The sequence below is a fragment of the Acinetobacter sp. 1294243 genome (genome assembly GCF_000588015.1).
GTDB classification, from domain to species: Bacteria; Pseudomonadota; Gammaproteobacteria; order Pseudomonadales; family Moraxellaceae; genus Acinetobacter; species Acinetobacter pittii.
This window is the reverse complement of sequence record NZ_JFXG01000002.1, coordinates 289,568-309,543: the sequence shown is the minus strand read 5'-3', so window position 1 is coordinate 309,543 and position 19,976 is coordinate 289,568. Positions and strand designations below refer to the sequence as shown.

The window sequence follows — 19,976 nt, the reverse complement described above, 5'->3', positions numbered from 1 at the left end:
ATGTGATTAACCTTTTGCCGGAGTTGATGTTTTTTCTGTTGGCTGAGGTTGAGGAGTAGTGCTGCTCGCAGTGATTTGTGCATTTGGCATTGGAACAAGATGCGGGGTAACAGGGTCACCTGGACGAATCCGCTGTAAACCATTCACTACAATACGGTCACCCGCTTGTAATCCGCTATTTACGATTTGCAAGCCATCTTGTTGTGTGCCAAGTTTTACTTCACGGTAAGCAGTCTGGTTTTTAGCATCGACTACCACAACAAAACGTTTATCTTGGTCGACGCCGACCGCTGTTGGACTAATCAGAATTGCTGAACGAGGTTGACCACCACCCAGACGGATTCGAGCATATAAACCCGGTAATAAAACTCCGTTTGGATTGTCGAAAGTCGCGCGAACACGAATCGTACCTGAGGTGGTATTTAAATTATTGTCGATTGAGTTGATGACTCCTTCACGAGAAAACCCGGTTTCATTGGCAAGTCCCATATAGACAGGAACTTGTGCTGAATTACGCTGATTACTGATGTATTTCAGGTAAGTTTGTTCATCAACATCGAAAGATGCGTAAAGGCGGGATACAGAGACTAAACTTGTTAAAACCTGTGCTCCGTTGCCAGCAGAGACCACGTTGCCCACAGTCACCTCGGCACGAGAAATTCGGCCACTGACTGGTGCAGTAATGCGCGTGTACTCAAGATTTAAACGTGCAGATTGAACGGCTGCTCTAGCGGCTTGCAGGTTGGCACTGGCTGAGCGCGCATCATTTTCAGCTAGATCTAGCTCTTGACGAGATACAGCATTACTTTGAATTAAGCGTTGAATACGAGAAAGATTAGAACCTGTATAAGTCACTTGTGCTTCAGCTGAAGCGAGTTGAGCTTGGGCACGATTGAGTTCTGCTTCGAAAGGACGCGGATCAATGGTAAAAAGTAACTGGCCTTTTCTAACCAGACTGCCATCTTTGAAGTGTACGGAAATGAGTTTACCTGAAACCTGTGGCCGAATATCGACTTGATCAATGGCTTCTAAGCGACCGGAATATTCTTGCCAATCGGTAATGGTTTTACTGATGACATTAGAAATATCAACAGTAGCAGCTTGTTGAGCTGTGGTCGGTGCAGCTTTTGCATCGGCATTTTCATGTAAAAACATAAAACTGCCACCCGTTGCCAAAATGGCGACAAAGATGGCAGACAGCGCAAACTGTTTGCGGGAAAATGACATAAGGTGCTCCTACTTATTTGGATACCTGTTTTCAGACTTTTAATTATGGTCCGTATGGGAGAAACAGGGTTTATGGGATGGACGGAGCATAAAAGTTTGTCAATCACGAATAAATATATTAAATTCGATAACACTATTCGTATTTTTATAACAATTGATGTGTTTGATTAAAAAATGCATTGATTGATAGGAGTGTGCGTGTGGATCTATTTCATGCCATGAAAGTATTTAACAAAGTTGTCGAAACAAATAGTTTCAGTTTAGCGGCTGACAGCTTAGGCCTACCGCGTGCTTCAGTGACGACAACCATTCAGGGTTTAGAGAAACATTTACAGGTTCGATTGCTTAACCGAACAACCCGTAAACTTAGTTTGACACCGGATGGAGCGGTTTATTATGAGCGTACTTCGCGAATTTTAGCTGATGTCGAAGATGTAGAATCAACTTTTCATGATTCGGAGCGTGGACCACGAGGAAGACTGCGTATTGATGTTAAAGCTTCAATCGGGCGGCTGATTCTGATTCCGATGCTTTGTGATTTTCATGCCAAATATCCTGACATTGATTTGGTGATTGGAATGAGTGATCGTCCGGTCGATTTGGTTCAAGATGCGGTGGACTGTGTCATTCGTATTGGTCAACTTAAAGATTCAAGTTTAGTTGCGCGCCGTATCGGAACAATTCAGTGTGTGACTGTGGCTGCACCACGTTATTTGATGGAGCATGGGGAACCCAAAACCATTGAGGATCTACAAAAACATCAGGTCGTGCATTACTTTAACAGCCGTACAGGACGCAATATCGACTGGGATTTCATGGTGAACGGTGAGATTCATAGCGTTGGTGTGAAAGGGCGTGTTTCTGTCAACGATGGTGATTCATATATTGATTTGGCAGTGCAAGGTTTTGGCTTAATTCAATGCCCATATTACATGGTAGCAAAACATTTGGAATCTGGTGCACTTAGGGAAGTATTGACTGAATGGTTACCTGCACCTATGCCAATATCAGTCGTTTATCTACAAAATCGTCATTTATCGCCTAAAGTTCGAGTCTTTGTCGATTGGGTAGCCGAATTATTTGCAGGTTGTCCATTGTTGAGTGGTTGTTCAATGTCATTAGATCAAAAATGTGAATTTGCCAGTGTTAAAGAACATAATCATGAATACACCATTCGGACATTGGTCGAAAATGAAAATATGGCAGAAGCCTATGCACTCAAAAATTAGCTTCATATTTTGAGTGATTTTTCAACAATTAATCAATTAATAGAATCCACTGTTTAGTCATCTTCATAAATCCTTAATTTACTGGTATAGAAATTGCAATTCTTTCGGCAGAAGAGTAATTTAGAAATTGCTCAAGTTTTTATCACCTTATTAGGATTTTAAGGAGAAGCTTCAAGATGGCAAGCTTTATGAAAAAAATGTTCGTTTCAACAACCCTAGTTTTGGCTACTGTTGCGACGAATGTTCAAGCAAAGGATTGGAAGGTGATTCGTTTTGGTACTGAGTCGTCTTATGCGCCGTTTGAATATAAAACACCAGATGGCAAGTTAACTGGTTTTGATGTTGATTTGGGTAATGCAATTTGTGCAAAACTCAAAGCCAAATGTGTTTGGGTTGAAAATTCTTTTGATGGGATGATTCCAGCACTTAAAGCGAAAAAATTTGATGGCATTCTTTCATCAATGACAGTCACTGATGAGCGTGCAAAACAAATTGCATTTAGTAGCAAAATCTACAATACACCAACCCGTATGGTTGCAAAAAAAGGCTCGCCTTTATTGCCTACCGCTGCCTCTTTGAAAGGCAAACGTGTCGGTGTACAACAGGGCACAATTCAAGAAACTTATGCTAAAACCTATTGGGCACCAAAAGGTGTAACGGTTGTACCTTATCCAGTCCAAGATTTGATTTATCAAGACATGATGTCAGGTCGCTTGGATGCAACTTTACAAGATGCAATTATGGTTGATGGCGCTTTCTTAAAACAACCAAAAGGCAAAAACTTCAGTTTTGCTGGTGGCAATGTGGTTGATGCAAAAACACTAGGTGTAGGTGCAGCGATCGGTTTACGCAAAGAAGATGCGGATTTAAAAGCCAATATTAATAAAGCACTCGCTGCAATCATTGCAGATGGTACATACAAAAAACTCGAGAAAAAATATTTCTCCTTTAGCATTTACTAATGATGTGAAAAATGTCGGCTTTAAGCCGACATTTTTAGATCTATTCTCATCTCATCAATATTAGATATTGTTTTTAAGGAGAAGATGAGTCATGTTTTTTTCTGGCTTTGGGCCACTCCTGCTCAGCGGGACATGGATGACCATACAGCTTGCGTTGTTGTCACTTTTACTTTCTGTGATTATTGGCTTAATTGGTGCGAGCTCAAAACTCTCTAGTATTAGAATTTTACGTTATATAGCAACAGCTTATACTACGCTCATTCGAAGTGTGCCTGATTTGGTCATTATGCTGCTGTTATTTTATAGCTTGCAGTTGGGTCTCAACCAAATTACTGAAGCACTGCAAATGGACCAAATTGATATCAACCCATTTGTGGCGGGTGTGATTACTTTAGCGTTCATTTATGGTGCATATTTTACCGAGACCTTTCGTGGTGCATTTCAATCGGTTCCAAAAGGTCAAATTGAAGCAGCAATGGCTTATGGTATGTCGCTTTGGCAGGTTTTTCACCGTGTATTATTCCCTCAAATGATGCGTTTCGCTTTGCCTGGTATTGGTAATAACTGGCAAGTTTTGATTAAGGCGACCGCACTAGTTTCTATTATTGGCCTGACTGACATTGTAAAAATTACACAAGATGCGGGTAGAAGTACCATGCAGTTGTTCTTTTTCAGCATCGTGGCTGCTGCCATTTATTTAGCGATTACCACCGTGTCGAATCTGATTTTAATGTGGCTTGAACGTCGTTATTCTGCTGGTGTAAGGAAGGGACAATTATGATTGAAATCCTTCAACAATATTGGCAGGCATATCTTTGGACCGATGGTTTGCAAATGACTGGCGTAGCGATGACGACTTGGTTATTGGTGCTTTCTATTGGTATTGGATTTGTGCTTGCTGTGCCTTTATCACTTGCACGAGTATCAGAAAATCTTTGGTTGCGTGGCCCAGTTTGGTTATATACCTATGTTTTTCGTGGCACTCCACTTTACATTCAATTGCTGATTATTTACTCAGGTATTTACAGCTTTGATTATATCCATGAACACCAGACACTTGATGCTTTTTTTAGAGAGGGCATAAATTGCACCATTTTGGCATTCGCGCTCAATACTAGTGCATATACAACTGAAATCTTCGCTGGGGCGATTCGTTCTATTCCCCATGGAGAGATTGAGGCTGCACAAGCTTTCGGTATGTCAAAATGGAAACGGTACACTCGCATTATCATTCCATCGATGTTACGCCGTGCTTTACCGTTTTACGGCAATGAAGTCATTTTAATGTTGCACGCGACAACCATTGCATTTACAGCAACTGTTCCTGACATTTTAAAAATTGCGCGTGATGTGAATGCGGCAACCTATGACACCTTCAATGCTTTTGGAATTGCCGCGGTGTTATATGCAGTGTTGGCTTTTATTTTGATTGGGCTATTTCGTAAGCTTGAAAAACGTTGGTTGGCATTTTTAAAGCCATTGAATCATTAGGAGACATAAATGGAACAAGTTGCAAAACTAGTGATTCGCGATTTACATAAGAAATTCGGCGATCATGAAGTGCTTAAAGGAATATCACTTGATGCAAATGCCGGTGATGTGATTAGTATTATTGGTTCATCGGGTTCAGGTAAAAGTACTTTACTCCGCTGCATTAACTTTTTGGAACAACCGAGCAATGGCACGATTAAGCTCAATGGTGAAAAACTACGCACAGTCTTTGATAAGAAAGGCAATTTAAAAGTAGTTGAACCAAAGCAACTACAAAAAATGCGTACGCAGCTCATGATGGTATTTCAGCATTTTAATTTGTGGTCACACATGACAGTGCTAGAAAATGTCATTGAAGGGCCGATTCACGTACTTGGGGTAAAACGTGCAGAAGCAGAAGAGCGTGCACGGAAATATCTACGCAAAGTTGGATTACCTGAAAGTGTTGAAAGTAAATATCCGGCATTTTTATCTGGTGGTCAGCAGCAACGTGTAGCGATTGCTCGTGCTTTGGCTATGGAACCAGAAGTTATGTTGTTTGACGAACCAACCAGCGCGCTTGATCCAGAGCTGGTGGGTGAAGTACTAAAAGTAATGCAGGGCTTGGCTGAAGAAGGACGTACCATGATTGTGGTCACACATGAAATGGGCTTCGCGCGTCATGTATCTAATCAAGTGATTTTCTTGCATCAAGGGAAAATTGAGGAACAGGGTCATCCTGATGAAGTACTCAATAACCCGAAAAGTGAACGTCTAAAACAATTTTTGACGGGCAGTTTGAAATAAGCTGTTCATACCGAGTAAGGTGAAATTTTTTATAAAAAGAGTTTCATCGTACTCGGTTTCTTTTTATTTATATTTTATAAATGGGTATTTTTAGAAAACACATTAATAATCACAATACCTGCAATCATTAAAGTAAGACCAATACAGGCCGCCAAGTCTAAATGTTGTTTGTAAAATATCCAGCCAATTGCAGAAATTAAAATAATACCCGCACCCGACCAAATGGCATATGCAATTCCGATCGGAATCGTTTTTAGTGTAAGGGACAATAAATAAAAAGCGATCGCATAGCCCACAACTGTAATAATGGATGGAATAGGAACAGTAAAACCTTGAGATGCTTTTAAAGCTGAAGTTGCAATGACTTCACAAGCAATCGCAATTGCTAAATAAAGATAAGACATGGGGAGCTGCGCCAGAATGATTTTTGATCAATCTACATGAAATGTTGAAATGGTTTGGCAGTTTTAACGATTGTTTAATTTTTTTGGTACAAAATGACCATTAAATCAAACTGAACTGATAAATTGATTTTATCTCTAGCAAAGTGTTCTCAGCTATTTTATTCATTTATTTAATCATTGATCTGTATAGTCATAAAAAGAGGATCAGCAATCTTAGCCTGATCCTCGATAGACTTTTAAGAGATAGATTCGCCGAGTATATTTAAATCCTTAAATTTCTCTAGCAGTTGCTCTTTATTTTCAATATGTGCAGGGTCTGGTTTTATGCAATCGATTGGACAAACCGCCTTACATGTGGGGGCATCATAAAAGCCTACACATTCTGTACAACGAAGTGGATCAATTTCATAAACTTTGTTGCCTTCAAAAATAGCTGTATTGGGGCATTCCGGTAAGCACATATCACAATTGATACAGTCATTTGTAATCAAAAGTGCCATGTTTAACTCGCTGAATAAGCTAATGTTGAGGCAGTAATGTTTTCCTTAGCATGCGGCAAATTGCGTATGAGTAGGGCATAACTAACATCAACATCTTGTGAAAGTGGAATCTCAACAAAATGCCCCGAACCTTTAGCATCGGTAATTGGGTTACCTTTTAAATCGCGCATTTCGGTTAAAGTAAAGGTGATATTACCTTGAGGCGTCATCAGCTCAAGTGAGTCGCCCACCACAAAACGGTTTTTAACTTCAATGCGAATATAATCGCCTTGACGTTCTAAAACCTCTCCACAAAATTGTTGGTAGTCGAAATGCGATGAACCATCAGCATAGTTTTGATATTCGCTATGCACATGACGTCTCAAAAAGCCTTCGGTATAACCACGGTTTGCCAAACCTTCGAGTTGGTTGATTAAGCTTGGGTCAAATGGTTTGCCTGCTAAAGCATCATCAATAGCTTTTCGATAAATTTGGGCGGTACGGGCACAGTAAAAATAGGATTTAGTACGGCCTTCAATTTTTAATGAGGCGATGCCCATTTTGGTTAAACGATCTACATGTTGTACCGCACGTAAATCTTTAGAGTTCATAAAATAGGTGCCGTGTTCATCTTCTTCGGCAGCAAACATTTCTTCATCATTGCGTTGTACCAGCAGCGTTTGAGCCGAGGTTGTTTCTGATTGTGCTGATGAGCAGCAAGACTTTTCTGACTCATTGAGCTGAGTAACTGGAATCACATCACCGTTTGCATCTTCTTGGGTTTCATGCAACTTATAGTCCCAACGGCAAGCATTGGTACAAGCACCTTGGTTGGCATCACGCTTGTTCATATATCCGGAAAGTAAGCAGCGGCCTGAGTAGGCCATGCATAGAGCACCATGTACAAAAACTTCAAGTTCAATATCGGGTACGTGTTGCTGGATTTCTTCTATTTCTTCTAAAGATAACTCACGCGATAAAATCACACGGCTTAGACCGTAATCTTTCCAAAACCTAACAGTGGCCCAATTAATAGCGTTGGCTTGAACTGATAGATGAATTTGCACATCAGGAAAATGCTCTCTCACCATCATGATTAAGCCCGGATCAGACATAATGAGTGCATCTGGTTGCATAGCTACAATTGGTTCAAGATCACGAATAAAGTTTTTTAATTTGCTGTTATGTGGCTGAATATTCACTACAACATAAAACTTTTTACCCAAAGCATGGGCTTCATCAATTCCGATTTTTAAGTTGTCATGATCAAAAGCATTATTACGAACACGTAAGCTATAACGTGGTTGGCCGGCATATACGGCATCTGCACCATAGGCAAAAGCATAGCGCATGTTTTTAAGTGAACCTGCGGGAGAGAGAAGCTCAGTTTTCATAAAATAAAAGGCATAAAAAATATATGGTTTTATTTTATTAACTCCAGATTTGGGATTCAACCTACTGAATTAGTAGGGATTTGATCATTATCCTTTTGTACGGGCAGCATATTTTTTGCTAGCTCTCCTAAGCGCATCAAAGCATTTAACATTTTGGGATTTAACTCAAAACAAGCTGCTATACGTAAACAATGACTAAAACGTTTATCAGCTGAACACAAAATTCCCGGCATACATAAGATTTTTTCATCCATTGCCTGATGAAACAGTTCTAATGTATCGATAGATTCGGGGAGCTCTAACCATAAAATAAATCCCGCTTGCGGACGACTGACTCGGGTACCGAGTGGGAAATAGCGGCAAATATAAGATTTGATGGTGTCAATTTGTTGTTGATAGCGTTTTTTGAGTTGACGTAAATGTAGATCATATCCGCCATTCTCTAAGAAAAGTCCTAAAGTTTCTGTGAGTAAAGCAGGCTCAGCAACAGTGGTTGTAAATTTAAGCTGCTGCACAATATTGCGGAAACGTCCAGCTTCTAGCCAACCAATCCGATAATCAGGTGCTACAGTTTTGGTATAGCTGCCACACACCAAAACCCATCCATTTTGGTCAAACGCTTTGATGTTGGGCAAGAGAGGCTCGGGGGGTTGCAATTCGGCATACATCGCATCTTCAATAACAGGAACTTGAAACTGATTAGCTAACTCTGCCAAGCGACGACGGTTACTTTCAGGCATGCTAAAACCGAGAGGATTGTGTCCTGTTGGAATGGTTAAAATGGCTTGTACACTTTGAGATTTTAAGAGTTCTTCAAGTGCATCAAGGCACATACCTGTATGTGGCGAGGTCGGTACTTCTACAATTTTTCGACCTAAATTATGAAGGAGTGGGTACAGGTTGTGAAATGTAGGAATCTCAAGCGCTACACTGTCGCCCGCTTGAGTTGTTGCCATAATCGCGAGACTTAAAGCCTCCATCGTGCCATGAGTGAGCACAATATCATCTGCTGAAAGAAACATACCTAACTGTAAGCTTCGCCTAGCAATTTGAGTACGTAAACGTATAGAACCGGGCGGCAAGGTATAGCTTTTAAAAATATCTGATTGAGAGCGCAGCACCTGGGCAGTTAAGCGTTTTAAGCGTTCAATTGGATAGAAATTTTCCCCAGAAGGGCAAGCTAGGGCTAAATTGACATAGTCGGGGTCCATTTGCTTTTTAACAATTTGTGCGAGAAAACAGCTAATTCCTGAAAGAGATACTTTTTCTTCACTGACATAACGCTCTTCGAGTTCTAATAAGTTTGAAGGGGCATGACAAACATAGTAGCCAGACTGTGGACGAACTGAAATTAAACCTTGATCTTCAAGCTGGCGATAAGCTTCTTTTACAGTGTTAATACTGACCTGATAATGCTGGGCACAATCTCGAATTGATGGCAACCGAGAACCCACAGGTTGCCTGCCATTCTGAATTTGAAGGGTGAGGTCATCACTCACTTTTTTATATTTGTACATATCCATTCATTAAAAAGCCAAAGCAATGGATACACTTTATAGCGATCCCTGATTTATCTCAAATATTGTTAGTTTTATAGATTTATCCATTTAATCTGAATCTATTTTTAACAACTGTGTCTATTATTTTTAATATTAACTGATACTGTGACCATTAAAAATAAATCAGTAAGATCAAGAAATGGTGAGGATTTAAAGCCATATTTTTTAATATTAAAATCAGTAGGAGAGGTCTATGTCTGTTGTTGCATTTAAACAAGTTGATGTTTTTACTTCACAAGCATTTAAAGGAAATCCTGTTGCGGTCATTATGGACGCCAGCACCTTAACGTCTGAGCAGATGCAAGCCATTGCGAACTGGACCAATCTTTCTGAAACCACATTTGTACTCCCTGCGACCGATTCACAAGCTGACTATCAGGTTCGAATCTTTACTCCGCAAAATGAATTGCCATTTGCAGGCCATCCTACAATTGGTACTGCCTATGCTTTGCTTGAGGCGGGGCTAATTAAAGCGAAAGAAGGTAAGCTGGTACAGCAGTGTGGTGCTGGTTTGGTGACTCTGACTGTGAGTGAATCAAGTCATATTTCATTTGAACTACCTAAGCCTAAAATTACTCCACTAGATGCTATGCATACTGAGAAATTAGCAGAAATTTTAAAATGTGAAATTAATACTCAATGGAACGCTGCATTGGTAGATGTAGGGGCGCGCTGGATTGTATTACAAGCTGTTAATGCTGACGCTGTTTTAGATAGCCAACCAGACTTTGCCGCTTTAAAAGAACATGACTTAGAAATGAAAGTTACGGGTGCGACAGTTTTTGGTTTTCATGAAAATAATGATGAACAAAAACACATAGAAGTTCGTTCATTTGCCCCTTCATGTGGAATAAATGAAGATCCTGTTTGTGGTAGTGGTAATGGTAGCGTAGCTTCATTTATTCGTTATTATGGGATTCTTCCTGCACAAAATGATGTCGTAGTTTCTTCACAAGGTGGGGCGGTAGGTCGAGACGGACAACTTCAACTTGAATTGTATCAAGATAAAATTTTGGTGGGTGGAACCGCTGTCACCTGTATCGATGGCACAATTAAGTTATAAAAACAGAAATAAAAAAACCGAGGACTTTGCCTCGGTTTTTTATGTCTAGAAAAAATTATTTTTCTACGAACGCACGTTCAATGACGTAGTCGCCCATTTCACCCATACGAGGTGATTCAACTAAACCGTGTTGGTCAAGTAATGCAGCCACGTCTTTTAGGAATGCAGGGCTACCGCAAAGCATTGCACGGTCAGTTTCACGGTTGAAGCGTGGTAAACCGATTTTTTCGAATAAAGCGCCAGTTTCAATTGCAGTTGTTACACGGCCTTGAGTGTGGAAAGGTTCACGAGTAACAGTAGGGTAGTAAACAAGCTTGTCTTTAATACCTAACTCTTCAAAGAATTCGTGGTTTGGTAATTCGTTTAAGATAAGGTCTTGATAAGCTAATTCAGAAATATAGCGTGTACCATGAACAACGATTACTTTTTCAAAGCGTTCGTAAGTTTCTGGATCACGAATAATTGATAAGAATGGAGCAAGACCAGTACCAGAAGATAAAAGGTATAAGTTTTTACCTGGTAAAAGGTCATCATGAACCAAAGTACCTGTTGGTTTTTTAGAAACTAAGATTTCATCACCAACTTGTACTTTTTGCAAAATCGAAGTTAAAGGACCGTCTTGTACTTTAATTGAGAAGAATTCTAACTCTTCTTCGTAGTTTGCACTTGCAATCGAATACGCACGCATTAACGGTTTGCCATTCACTTCAAGTCCGATCATTACGAACTGACCATTTTTAAAACGTAAGCTGGTATCGCGTGTAGTTTTAAAACTGAAAAGAGTGTCATTCCAGTGGTGAACATGAGTAATGCGTTCAACGTTAAAAGCAGCCATTAAAGGTCTCGATCACGATTAAAAGAAAACAGATTGCTATTCTAATCTAATTTCATTCCCGATAAACTGAATATATTTAATTGTGTTTATAAGAAAAAGTGATGATCAATTCTGTCACCTTCCCCATCATTGGCCATATGTGTTCTCCCTATCGTGAAAAATTTGGTATTCCACGCCAGCCCAATTTGGTCAATATTGAGTCTTATATTGATATGGTTGAACCTTATAACGACTTGTTAGCATTTGAGGGAATTGAGCAATTTAGTCATCTCTGGTTAGTTTGGCAGTTTCATGACAATAAAAATCAAGGCAGTGCAGATAAGTTCCGGCCACAGGTTCGTCCACCACGTTTAGGTGGTAATGAAAAAATTGGAGTATTTGCTACACGAAGTATGTATAGACCTTCTCCAATCGGGCTTTCAGTTGTAAAGCTTAATAAAGTGGAAAAGGTGGGCAAGTCTGTCCGTGTCTATGTCACAGGAAGTGATTTATTAAATGGCACTCCAATTTTAGATATCAAACCTTATATTCAATATTCTGATGCAATTGAGGAGGCTCAAAGTGGTTATGCACATGCAGAACCTGAACGAAAGGCAGTTATTTGGAATGAAACTGCGTTAACAGCTCAAAAATATTTTCTGCAAAATAAAGAAATAGATTCGCAATACATTGATGAGCTTGAGCAAGTATTGGCTTTAGATCCTCGGCCTGCCTATCAAGAAGACCCTGAAAGAATTTATAAAATGAAATTTTCAGACTTTGATATTCATTTTAAGGTCGATCAATTTGTAGTTACCGTCATTGATGTGGTTAAGACTAAGACTTCTTCGCTTACACAATAGATATTTTAAAACCAGTGGATGTTAAGCCAAAGTAAAGTAATAAAAATAGCCATATGAATGAGCTGGGCGGGAACGAAAGCAAGGGCATAGCGTAGTCCGCCCGAAATTGCAGAGTTCACACTTTTAGCAAGAGCATGAACTGCAAAACCTCCTAAAAAGGCAATTAATAAAGGTGTCATATGTGCGCTATCAGGTTCACCTTGCACAATGACCGCCGCTATAGCTGCATGTATTTCAAATAATGAAGCAAGTAAAGTCCCCGCGATTAATCCCGCATCGCCTAAAGATAGACTTAAACCATAAACACCTGCCTGAATGAGGGTGAGTGTGCCTGCAATAATAATGGCTTCTTTTAAGCTGAACATTCTTGAGTCAAGCTCGGGCGAAGCCGTACTAGGCTCGGCTTTACGTAATAAAATAAAGGCCCATACTGCTAAAACTACTAAGGCAATAAGTGTAGGAAATATAATCAGCTTGAACCAAGCAAAGCTAATACCGATCACAATAATTAAGGTTTGAATCAGTGTTGAAACGCAAGACATCAATGCAGCACCTGCATTTGTTGTTGCGTTGGCTTTGCCAGAGCGTACTTCTAAACCTAAACTGGCAATAGTTGCTGTACTAGACACAAATCCGGAAGCTAAAGAAGAAAGCAATAAAGCATTTTTAGATGACAAAAGTCGCTTTGCTATATGGGCGAGAGCTTGTACAAATAAGATTAAAGTCAGTAATTTTAAAATCACATGTGGATTTAAAACCGGCCCCCAAAAAGGCTTATTAGGTACTAAAGGCTGAGCAATTAATAGTAAGGCAAGTAGAAAAATACCATCACGTAATTCAGATTCAGTAATCCACTGACTGGCAATACCATGCATAGACTGCTTAGCTATTAAGATAGTTGTCATGATCACAGCTAGGCCAGCAGCGAGCGAAATATTCCAAATACAAAGTGCCCCAATGAAATAAGTCATAATAAAGGCGAGTTCGGTGGTCACGCCCGGGTCATTGGGTTGATTTTTGAGGGAAACAATACTAATGGCACCAATGAGTAAAGCACCCACAATTCCAATTTCAATGCCAAATAAAAAACAGACCGCTCCTAATAAAGCACTAATTGCAAAAGAACGGAAACCCGCAAAGGTTTTATATTCATGTTTAAGCTTGCTTCGTTCTCGTTCTAAACCAATTAATAAGCCACAACCAAGCGCCGCAGCAATCACTGTAATGAATTCTTCAAATGATGCTGTTTGTAATGACATTGTCATTGGAAGTTCCATATTACTTCCTCTTCGCTTATTGTTATATGTGGATTTGAATCATTTTAAAATCATGTATTCATATTCAGTTTATGCTTTTTATTATAGTGAGCATAGTGTCTTTTTTAGACAAAACTATGTAGAAAATATTTCTATAAATATGACCTGTGACACAAAAAAATATTAAGATGAGAATTGGTTTAATTAACTGATGTTAAAGGATATTTAAATATAAAACATCTCTGCTATATTATAAAAATATATTGGGGATAACGCATGAATGCACATGTAGAAATAGATACGTATTGGTGTCTAGAACAATTATTACAAGAAGGCCGTATAACAGAACGAGATAAATTACTGGTACAGACAAGTCACCGCCAAAAAGACCAGTTAAAGTGGCATCCATTACAGTGGATTGCACATTTTAATTTAAAAGATCAGCAACATACGCATGCCCATTTGAGTTTAAACCGCTTATGTGTATGGTTTGCAGATCGGGTTCAGCTCCCTCTATTTGTGATCGATCCTTTAAAGGCAGATGTCAGTGCTTTAACGCAGGTCATGTCACAAGAGTTTGCCATTCGTAACCATATTTTAGCTGTTGAAATTCGTGCTGACCGAATTGTGATTGGAACAGATCAACCATTTCAAACAGATTGGCTTAATAACCTTGAACGAAGTCTAGCGCCTAAAAAAATTGAACGGGTACTGCTTAATCCCGAACAGTTACAACGCTATTTGCGCGAATATTATCAGGTGAGTCGCGCGGTAAACTCTGCTCAAAAAGATGCAGCTCATGACCGTGACAGTAAAAATGTTGAAGCGCTTTTGCAGCTTGGCGATAGCCAAAACCCAGATGCTAATGATCAGCATATTGTGAAATTAGTCGACTGGATTTTACAGTTTGCATTTGAGCAGAGTGCCAGTGACATTCACATGGAACCGCGTAAAGATAATGGTAAAGTCAGATTTAGGATTGATGGCGTTTTACACACCATTTATAACATGCCTTCAAATACGCTGACCGCCGTGATTTCTCGGATTAAAATTTTAGGACGTTTGAATGTAGCGGAAAAACGTAAACCACAAGATGGCCGGTTAAAAACACGTACACCTAAAGGGCAAGAAACCGAATTACGTTTATCAACCTTACCAACCGCATTTGGTGAAAAACTGGTTATGCGTATTTTCGACCCTGATGTGTTGGTACGTTCTTTTCAGCAATTGGGTTTTGAAGAGCGTTTATTACAACAGTGGCAACAATTAACCAAAAATAGCCACGGTATTATTTTAGTCACGGGTCCTACAGGCTCCGGTAAAACAACTACGCTATATTCATCTTTAAAGCAGCTTGCAACCGAGCAGGTCAATGTCTGTACCATTGAAGATCCGATTGAAATGCTAGAGCCTAGTTTTAACCAAATGCAGGTCAATAATGCAATTGAATTAGGCTTTGCAGACGGTGTACGTGCACTGATGCGTCAAGACCCTGACATTATTATGATTGGGGAAATTCGTGATCAAGATACAGCGAATATGGCCATTCAGGCAGCATTAACAGGTCATTTGGTTTTATCAACTTTACATACCAATGATGCACCGTCTAGTTTGACTCGGTTGCATGATTTGGGTGTACAGCCATTTCTGACAGCTGCAACAATTTTGGGTGTTCTCGCGCAGCGCTTAGTCCGCCAACTTTGTCCACACTGTAAGAAAAAAACTCACATTAATGAGGATGAGTGGGAACACTTAACCTTTGACTACATTATGGAAATGCCTGAAACGGTTTATCAAGCGGTAGGCTGTGAAGAATGTCGTCATACAGGCTATAAAGGGCGAGTCGGTATTTACGAATTTATGCCGGTCAGTCTTGAGCTTAAACACCTTATTAGTAGTCATGTGACATTAAATGATTTAAGAACTCAAACTAAAAAAGAAGGTATAGAACCTTTAAGAATTGCAGGAGCCCGTAAAGTGATTGAAGGACTTACGACATTAGAAGAGGTCTTGAGGGTTGTGCCATTAAATTAAGTTTTTCTTAAGATTCACCTCATTTATGGTTGATTTAATTGCTTTATCCCAAGAGGGAACCATAAACAGAGGGTAATAATATGAATATGCTTAAAGTAATGTTGATGACTGCTGGTATGACTGCTGCTGGCGTAGTTGTCGCGAATACACCAGTGAATCAAGCTGCAATTGCTCCGGCAACTGTCACCACAGTAAAACAGGCATTAACCTCAAAAGATAATACACCGATCAAATTACATGGTCAGGTTGTAAAGTCTTTAGGTGATGAAAAATATCAATTCCGTGACAAGACAGGTAACATTACAATTGATGTAGATGATGAACTTTGGCAAGGTCGCCCTATTTCAGCCAATACAAATGTGACTTTAATTGGTGAAGTAGACATTGACTATAAACCTTTAAAACGAGTAGAAATTGATGTGGATCAAGTTCAGTTCTAATGAATAAGGTCTGTAGATCTACTACTTTTAGCCGCATTTAAATCATGCGGCTTTGCTTTTTTTATAAAGGCTTGGCAAGATCAAATCAGGATATAACAGGAAAAATAGATGAGAATTTTGCTTGCAGAAGATGATCGCTCTCAAGCTGAAAGCATTCAATCATGGTTAGAGTTAGACGGTTATCAGGTAGATTGGGTCGAAAGAGGTGATTATGCACTTACGGCAATCGAACAGCATGATTATGACTGTATTTTGCTTGATCGGGGACTACCTCAACTGGCTGGTGAAAAGGTTTTAACAACGATCCGCCATAAACAAAAAAATGTTCCTGTTATTTTTATTACTGCACGTGACAGCATTCATGATCGGGTAGAGGGGCTAGATTTAGGTGCAAATGATTATTTGGTTAAGCCTTTTAGTTTAGAAGAATTATCGGCTCGCATCCGCGCTCAATTACGCAAACAAACTTTGAGTCAGCAATCGGTTTTAACATGGGGTGACCTACAACTTGATACACAAGCGAAAGTCGTATTAAGCGCTGGCAAGTCTATCGATTTAACGGCAAAAGAATTCCAAATATTGCGTAAGCTTATGGTGCATCCCGAGCATATTATTACCCGTGATCAATTAGAAGAAGCACTCTATGCATGGGGCGAGGAAATTGAAAGTAACGCAATCGAAGTATTTATTTATCAACTTCGAAAAAAAATCGGAAGCAGCAGTATTAAAACCATACGGGGGCTAGGCTACCGTATGGGAGATGTAAAATGAAATCGAATCGCTCATCTTTGCAGTCTCAACTGGTTAAAACTACGATGTGGAGTAGTATCGTGGTGGGATTACTGGCTTTAAGCTTACTCACCATATTTTCGATCTATCACAACATGTCAGTGCAAGACGAAATCATGGATGAAATTTCAGATACTTTGCTGGTTTCCGATCTTTCTGAACACTCCATGAAACAGTTTGATGAGCTGAGTGATGAATTTGATATTCAGTATGAGTTATTAAACACAGGCCAAGTACTTACTCATTCTCATACCTATCAGCATGAACTTTTTGAACAAGGTAACTTATCGGAAGGTTTTTCATATTTTTGGTTTGATGGTCAATTATGGCGTAGTCTGGCTGCACAACAAGAAGATTCTCAGTTACAAGTTGAAGTTTTTCAACCAATGAGTACGCGTGTGGAAGAGGTACTTAAAGCACTTGCTGGATATAGCGGTCTTATGGTGTTGTTCTGGCTATTACAATGGGTGATTATAAGTTGGCGTACCGAACATGAGTTGGCCGCGTTAAATCTACTCTCTAGACGGATTGCTCAAAAAACTGCATCAAATTTAGAACCGATTCAAGAGCCGGATGTCATTACAGAAATTCAACCTGTTATAGATGCTTTAAATCAATTGCTTGCAAGACTGCAAAGAGCTCTCGTTGCTGAACAGCGTTTTACCGCGGATGCTTCGCATGAGCTACGCTCTCCCTTATCTGCCATACAAATGCGTCTTCAGGTTTTGCAGCGTAAATACCAACATCTTCCAGAACTTCATCAAGATTTTGAACGCATACAAGAAGACGTTTCTAGAAGTACAAAAATACTTGAAAATTTATTACTTCTGGCCCGCTTAGAACCTAATGAAGCTGAACAGCCTGAACTTCCTAAGACAGTTATCGATTTAAATTACTTACTAGCAAGAGTCATTGAAACTGTAGATTTAGACGCGAAAGCTAAACAGATGTTGATAGAGACCAATACTTTATCGACAGAAACTAAAACATATGCGAATGAAGAATTACTGTTTATTGCTTTTAGAAATTTATTTGATAACGCCATTCGTTATAGCCCGACACTAGGCTCTATTCATGTTGAGATTAGTCAATATGAACAGCAAATTAAGGTGTGTATTGAAGACACGGGAAATGGAGTAGATGATGAAGTGCTATTACGGTTAGGGCAGCGTTTTTTTCGGGTACTGGGTACTCAGCAGCAAGGTTCTGGCTTAGGAATTTCAATTACTCGAAAAATTATTGAATTGCATAATGGCAAATTACGTTTTATGCATGCTGAACAAGGTGGTCTGAGGGCAGAGATTATTCTTCCTTCATAAAAAATAGCATGGTTACCCATGCTATCCATTTTTTGTTTTCCCACGAATATTATTGAAACGCGAGTATATTTTTTATTTAGTTAAAATTAGGCGATTGTTGCGAGTGAGGCGTAAACGATATTCCTCGCCAGCATGCATAATGCGAATTTCACGGCCTAATGCAAAGAGGTTATTAGAATGTAACATTGGTAAGGCGTGAGCTGTGTCATTGTTACGGGTAAATAAGCTAAAAGGTGCGTTCATTTGTTGTGCTCCGTGGTATGTTCTTGAACGATTTAAATGATAATCATTATCGAATAGATCTGTCAATGAGATTTTTAAGATTTTATAAAATGATAAAATTTGCTTACACTTGAGAAAAGTTTTAGAGAGTAAAAAGATGCCCAAACCAATAGTCGATGTCGCTATAGCAATCTTGATCCATCGTGGAAAAATATTAGTTGGATGGCGCGAAGAGCAGCAACATCAAGGTGGAAAGCATGAGTTCCCTGGTGGAAAGGTTGAACAAGGTGAAACACCAGAAGAAGCCTGCCGCCGTGAGATTTATGAAGAGGTGGGTATTGGTTTAAAAGATTGGCATCAGTTTGATTATATTCACCATGAATATGATGACATTATCGTCAACCTTCATTTGTTCCATAGTTATGTACCTGATGAGTTATTAAATCTTATTCACCAGCCATGGGCATGGTACATACGTGATCAGCTACTTCATTTAAACTTTCCAAAAGCCAATAAAAACATCATAAAACGACTCTATTGGCCTCATCTCATCAAAATTAGCAATACGCTTTCAACGGTAGAAAGTAGTGATGCTTTATTGTACTGGCGTATCGAAGAATTTGAGCCGCAGTATATAGAGCAATTAACTGCTTTAGATGAAGGGCAACGATCAAGTTTAATTATAAATGTAGATATCTGGCATCAATTAAGTCCTGAATTACAAAAACAAATAAAGACAGTTCATTTAAAGCAATCTCAACTCATGAATTTGCATAAAGGCGATTTAACAGTGGGCGTACGTTATATTGCTGCTTGTCATGATGCCGTTTCTTTAAAACAAGCTCAGCAGATTGGTTGTGATGCTGTTTTTATTAGTCCTGTAAAACCAACAACGACTCATCCAGATGCTGTTGTATTAGGTTGGGAACGTTTTAGTGATCTCGCTCAAAATAGCCAGATTCCAGTTTTTGCATTAGGAGGAGTGCATCCGGATGATTTAGCCACTGCACAGCAGCATGGTGCATATGGCTTAGGAGGTATTCGTAATTTCTAATGAGAAAATAAAAAAGCATTAAAAGCTAAAGGGCTTTTAATGCTTGCTGTGCTTCTTGAACAGTTTTTTGATTATTGCGTTGTTGCCCAGCTTTTAAGATAACCAACCAAAGCTGCTTTTTCATTGGCTGACTTTGGGCAAAACTCAAACCACGTCTTGCTAAAGACTCAGCATTAGAATATTGCTGTTTATGATTTGCCGTAAGTGCAAGAAATAAATAAGTCTCAGCGGCCTGTGGTGCTAAACGCTGTGCTTGAAGTGCATAGCGCTCTGCCTCTGACCACTGCTGATTTTTATAAGCCTGCTGTGTTTTTTGCATTAAAACTTTAAATGCAGGTAACTGGCTGCCATCATCACTAAAATGTTGAGGCTTTTTTTGCTGAGGAACAATCACCTGTAAATTTTTACGTTGAATTTCTGGGTGATCATAAGGCGTAATTTTTACACCTGATGGAGTTTCCGTCTTTTTGACTGGAGGAGTAGGTGTTTTCTCTTTGGAGTCAGAATGATCGGGCAGAGTTGTACAGCCGACCATAAGAACAGCACCAATATAAAAAACACCTTTCTTCAACATATCCTAATTTCCTGTTA

General features: G+C 39.4%; 21 protein-coding genes. 12 read left to right on the top strand and 9 right to left on the bottom strand.

The annotated features are described in order from the left end of the window. Positions 1-6: 6 nt before the first annotated feature. Complete coding sequence (gene adeF, locus J655_RS09140) at positions 7-1,227, bottom strand: multidrug efflux RND transporter periplasmic adaptor subunit AdeF (RefSeq protein WP_032052285.1); 1,221 nt, start codon at positions 1,225-1,227, stop codon at positions 7-9. A 200-nt stretch (positions 1,228-1,427) separates the two neighbouring features. Here adeF and J655_RS09135 point away from each other — a divergent pair, with 200 nt between their 5' ends. The 5 genes from J655_RS09135 (at position 1,428) to J655_RS09115 (ending at position 5,695) form a co-directional block, all read left to right on the top strand. Then, the gene (locus tag J655_RS09135) at positions 1,428-2,456 is read left to right on the top strand and encodes a LysR family transcriptional regulator (protein WP_032005296.1); all 1,029 of its coding nucleotides are present in this window, start codon (positions 1,428-1,430) and stop codon (positions 2,454-2,456) included. Between the two features lie 176 nt (positions 2,457-2,632). After that, entirely contained in the window at positions 2,633-3,418 is a 786-nt protein-coding gene (locus tag J655_RS09130) for an ABC transporter substrate-binding protein (RefSeq protein ID WP_032042290.1), read from the top strand. 91 nt (positions 3,419-3,509) lie between these two features. Further along, complete coding sequence (locus tag J655_RS09125) at positions 3,510-4,199, top strand: ABC transporter permease (protein ID WP_032052284.1); 690 nt, start codon at positions 3,510-3,512, stop codon at positions 4,197-4,199. Further along, the gene (locus tag J655_RS09120; RefSeq protein WP_032052283.1) at positions 4,196-4,909 is read left to right on the top strand and encodes an ABC transporter permease; all 714 of its coding nucleotides are present in this window, start codon (positions 4,196-4,198) and stop codon (positions 4,907-4,909) included. The genes J655_RS09125 and J655_RS09120 overlap by 4 nt, the downstream gene beginning before the upstream one ends. Positions 4,910-4,918: 9 nt before the next feature. Continuing rightward, complete coding sequence (locus tag J655_RS09115) at positions 4,919-5,695, top strand: ABC transporter ATP-binding protein (RefSeq protein ID WP_005068251.1); 777 nt, start codon at positions 4,919-4,921, stop codon at positions 5,693-5,695. A 74-nt stretch (positions 5,696-5,769) separates the two neighbouring features. Here J655_RS09115 and abeS read toward each other — a convergent pair whose 3' ends face one another. The 4 genes from abeS to J655_RS09095 form a co-directional block, all read right to left on the bottom strand. Continuing rightward, on the bottom strand, positions 5,770-6,099 hold the full coding sequence (abeS, locus tag J655_RS09110; RefSeq protein WP_004791191.1) for a multidrug efflux SMR transporter AbeS: 330 nt from the start codon (positions 6,097-6,099) through the stop codon (positions 5,770-5,772). Between the two features lie 236 nt (positions 6,100-6,335). Next, on the bottom strand, positions 6,336-6,599 hold the full coding sequence (locus tag J655_RS09105; protein ID WP_002118193.1) for a YfhL family 4Fe-4S dicluster ferredoxin: 264 nt from the start codon (positions 6,597-6,599) through the stop codon (positions 6,336-6,338). Between the two features lie 2 nt (positions 6,600-6,601). Continuing rightward, the gene (yegQ, locus tag J655_RS09100; protein ID WP_032042294.1) at positions 6,602-7,972 is read right to left on the bottom strand and encodes a tRNA 5-hydroxyuridine modification protein YegQ; all 1,371 of its coding nucleotides are present in this window, start codon (positions 7,970-7,972) and stop codon (positions 6,602-6,604) included. A gap of 56 nt (positions 7,973-8,028) precedes the next feature. Then, on the bottom strand, positions 8,029-9,495 hold the full coding sequence (locus tag J655_RS09095) for a PLP-dependent aminotransferase family protein (protein ID WP_081403780.1): 1,467 nt from the start codon (positions 9,493-9,495) through the stop codon (positions 8,029-8,031). Between the two features lie 229 nt (positions 9,496-9,724). Between J655_RS09095 and J655_RS09090 the strand changes: the two genes are divergently transcribed. Beyond that, a complete protein-coding gene (locus J655_RS09090; RefSeq protein WP_032005304.1) occupies positions 9,725-10,594 on the top strand; it encodes a PhzF family phenazine biosynthesis protein in 870 nt (289 codons plus the stop codon). 55 nt (positions 10,595-10,649) lie between these two features. Here the strand turns inward: J655_RS09090 and J655_RS09085 are convergent, their stop codons facing one another. Continuing rightward, on the bottom strand, positions 10,650-11,429 hold the full coding sequence (locus J655_RS09085; protein WP_002118187.1) for a ferredoxin--NADP reductase: 780 nt from the start codon (positions 11,427-11,429) through the stop codon (positions 10,650-10,652). A 101-nt stretch (positions 11,430-11,530) separates the two neighbouring features. Here J655_RS09085 and tsaA point away from each other — a divergent pair, with 101 nt between their 5' ends. Beyond that, positions 11,531-12,271, top strand: coding sequence for a tRNA (N6-threonylcarbamoyladenosine(37)-N6)-methyltransferase TrmO (gene tsaA, locus J655_RS09080; RefSeq protein WP_065421955.1), 741 nt, complete (start codon positions 11,531-11,533; stop codon positions 12,269-12,271). A gap of 5 nt (positions 12,272-12,276) precedes the next feature. Here tsaA and J655_RS09075 read toward each other — a convergent pair whose 3' ends face one another. After that, on the bottom strand, positions 12,277-13,548 hold the full coding sequence (locus J655_RS09075; protein WP_002118218.1) for an MgtC/SapB family protein: 1,272 nt from the start codon (positions 13,546-13,548) through the stop codon (positions 12,277-12,279). Positions 13,549-13,803: 255 nt separating this feature from the next. Here J655_RS09075 and J655_RS09070 point away from each other — a divergent pair, with 255 nt between their 5' ends. From J655_RS09070 to J655_RS09055, 4 genes are all read left to right on the top strand, one after another. Further along, positions 13,804-15,561, top strand: coding sequence for a GspE/PulE family protein (locus J655_RS09070; RefSeq protein WP_032005307.1), 1,758 nt, complete (start codon positions 13,804-13,806; stop codon positions 15,559-15,561). A gap of 80 nt (positions 15,562-15,641) precedes the next feature. Beyond that, positions 15,642-16,001 (top strand): NirD/YgiW/YdeI family stress tolerance protein, encoded by a 360-nt coding sequence (locus J655_RS09065; protein ID WP_017398588.1) that lies wholly within the window; start codon positions 15,642-15,644, stop codon positions 15,999-16,001. Between the two features lie 108 nt (positions 16,002-16,109). Then, positions 16,110-16,772 carry a response regulator transcription factor gene (locus tag J655_RS09060; RefSeq protein WP_014207221.1) on the top strand — a complete coding sequence of 221 codons (663 nt, stop codon included), beginning with the start codon at positions 16,110-16,112 and terminating at the stop codon, positions 16,770-16,772. Then, a complete protein-coding gene (locus J655_RS09055) occupies positions 16,769-18,109 on the top strand; it encodes a sensor histidine kinase (RefSeq protein WP_032005311.1) in 1,341 nt (446 codons plus the stop codon). The genes J655_RS09060 and J655_RS09055 overlap by 4 nt, the downstream gene beginning before the upstream one ends. A 72-nt stretch (positions 18,110-18,181) precedes the next feature. Here J655_RS09055 and hemP read toward each other — a convergent pair whose 3' ends face one another. Then, positions 18,182-18,352 carry a hemin uptake protein HemP gene (gene hemP, locus J655_RS09050; RefSeq protein WP_002118129.1) on the bottom strand — a complete coding sequence of 57 codons (171 nt, stop codon included), beginning with the start codon at positions 18,350-18,352 and terminating at the stop codon, positions 18,182-18,184. A 136-nt stretch (positions 18,353-18,488) separates the two neighbouring features. Between hemP and J655_RS09045 the strand changes: the two genes are divergently transcribed. Further along, entirely contained in the window at positions 18,489-19,385 is an 897-nt protein-coding gene (locus J655_RS09045) for an NUDIX domain-containing protein (protein WP_032005313.1), read from the top strand. A gap of 25 nt (positions 19,386-19,410) precedes the next feature. On the opposite strand, the gene J655_RS09040 is transcribed toward J655_RS09045, so the two are convergent. Then, positions 19,411-19,959, bottom strand: a complete 549-nt coding sequence (locus J655_RS09040) for a tetratricopeptide repeat protein (protein ID WP_002118198.1) — start codon at positions 19,957-19,959, stop codon at positions 19,411-19,413. Positions 19,960-19,976 lie beyond the last annotated feature (17 nt).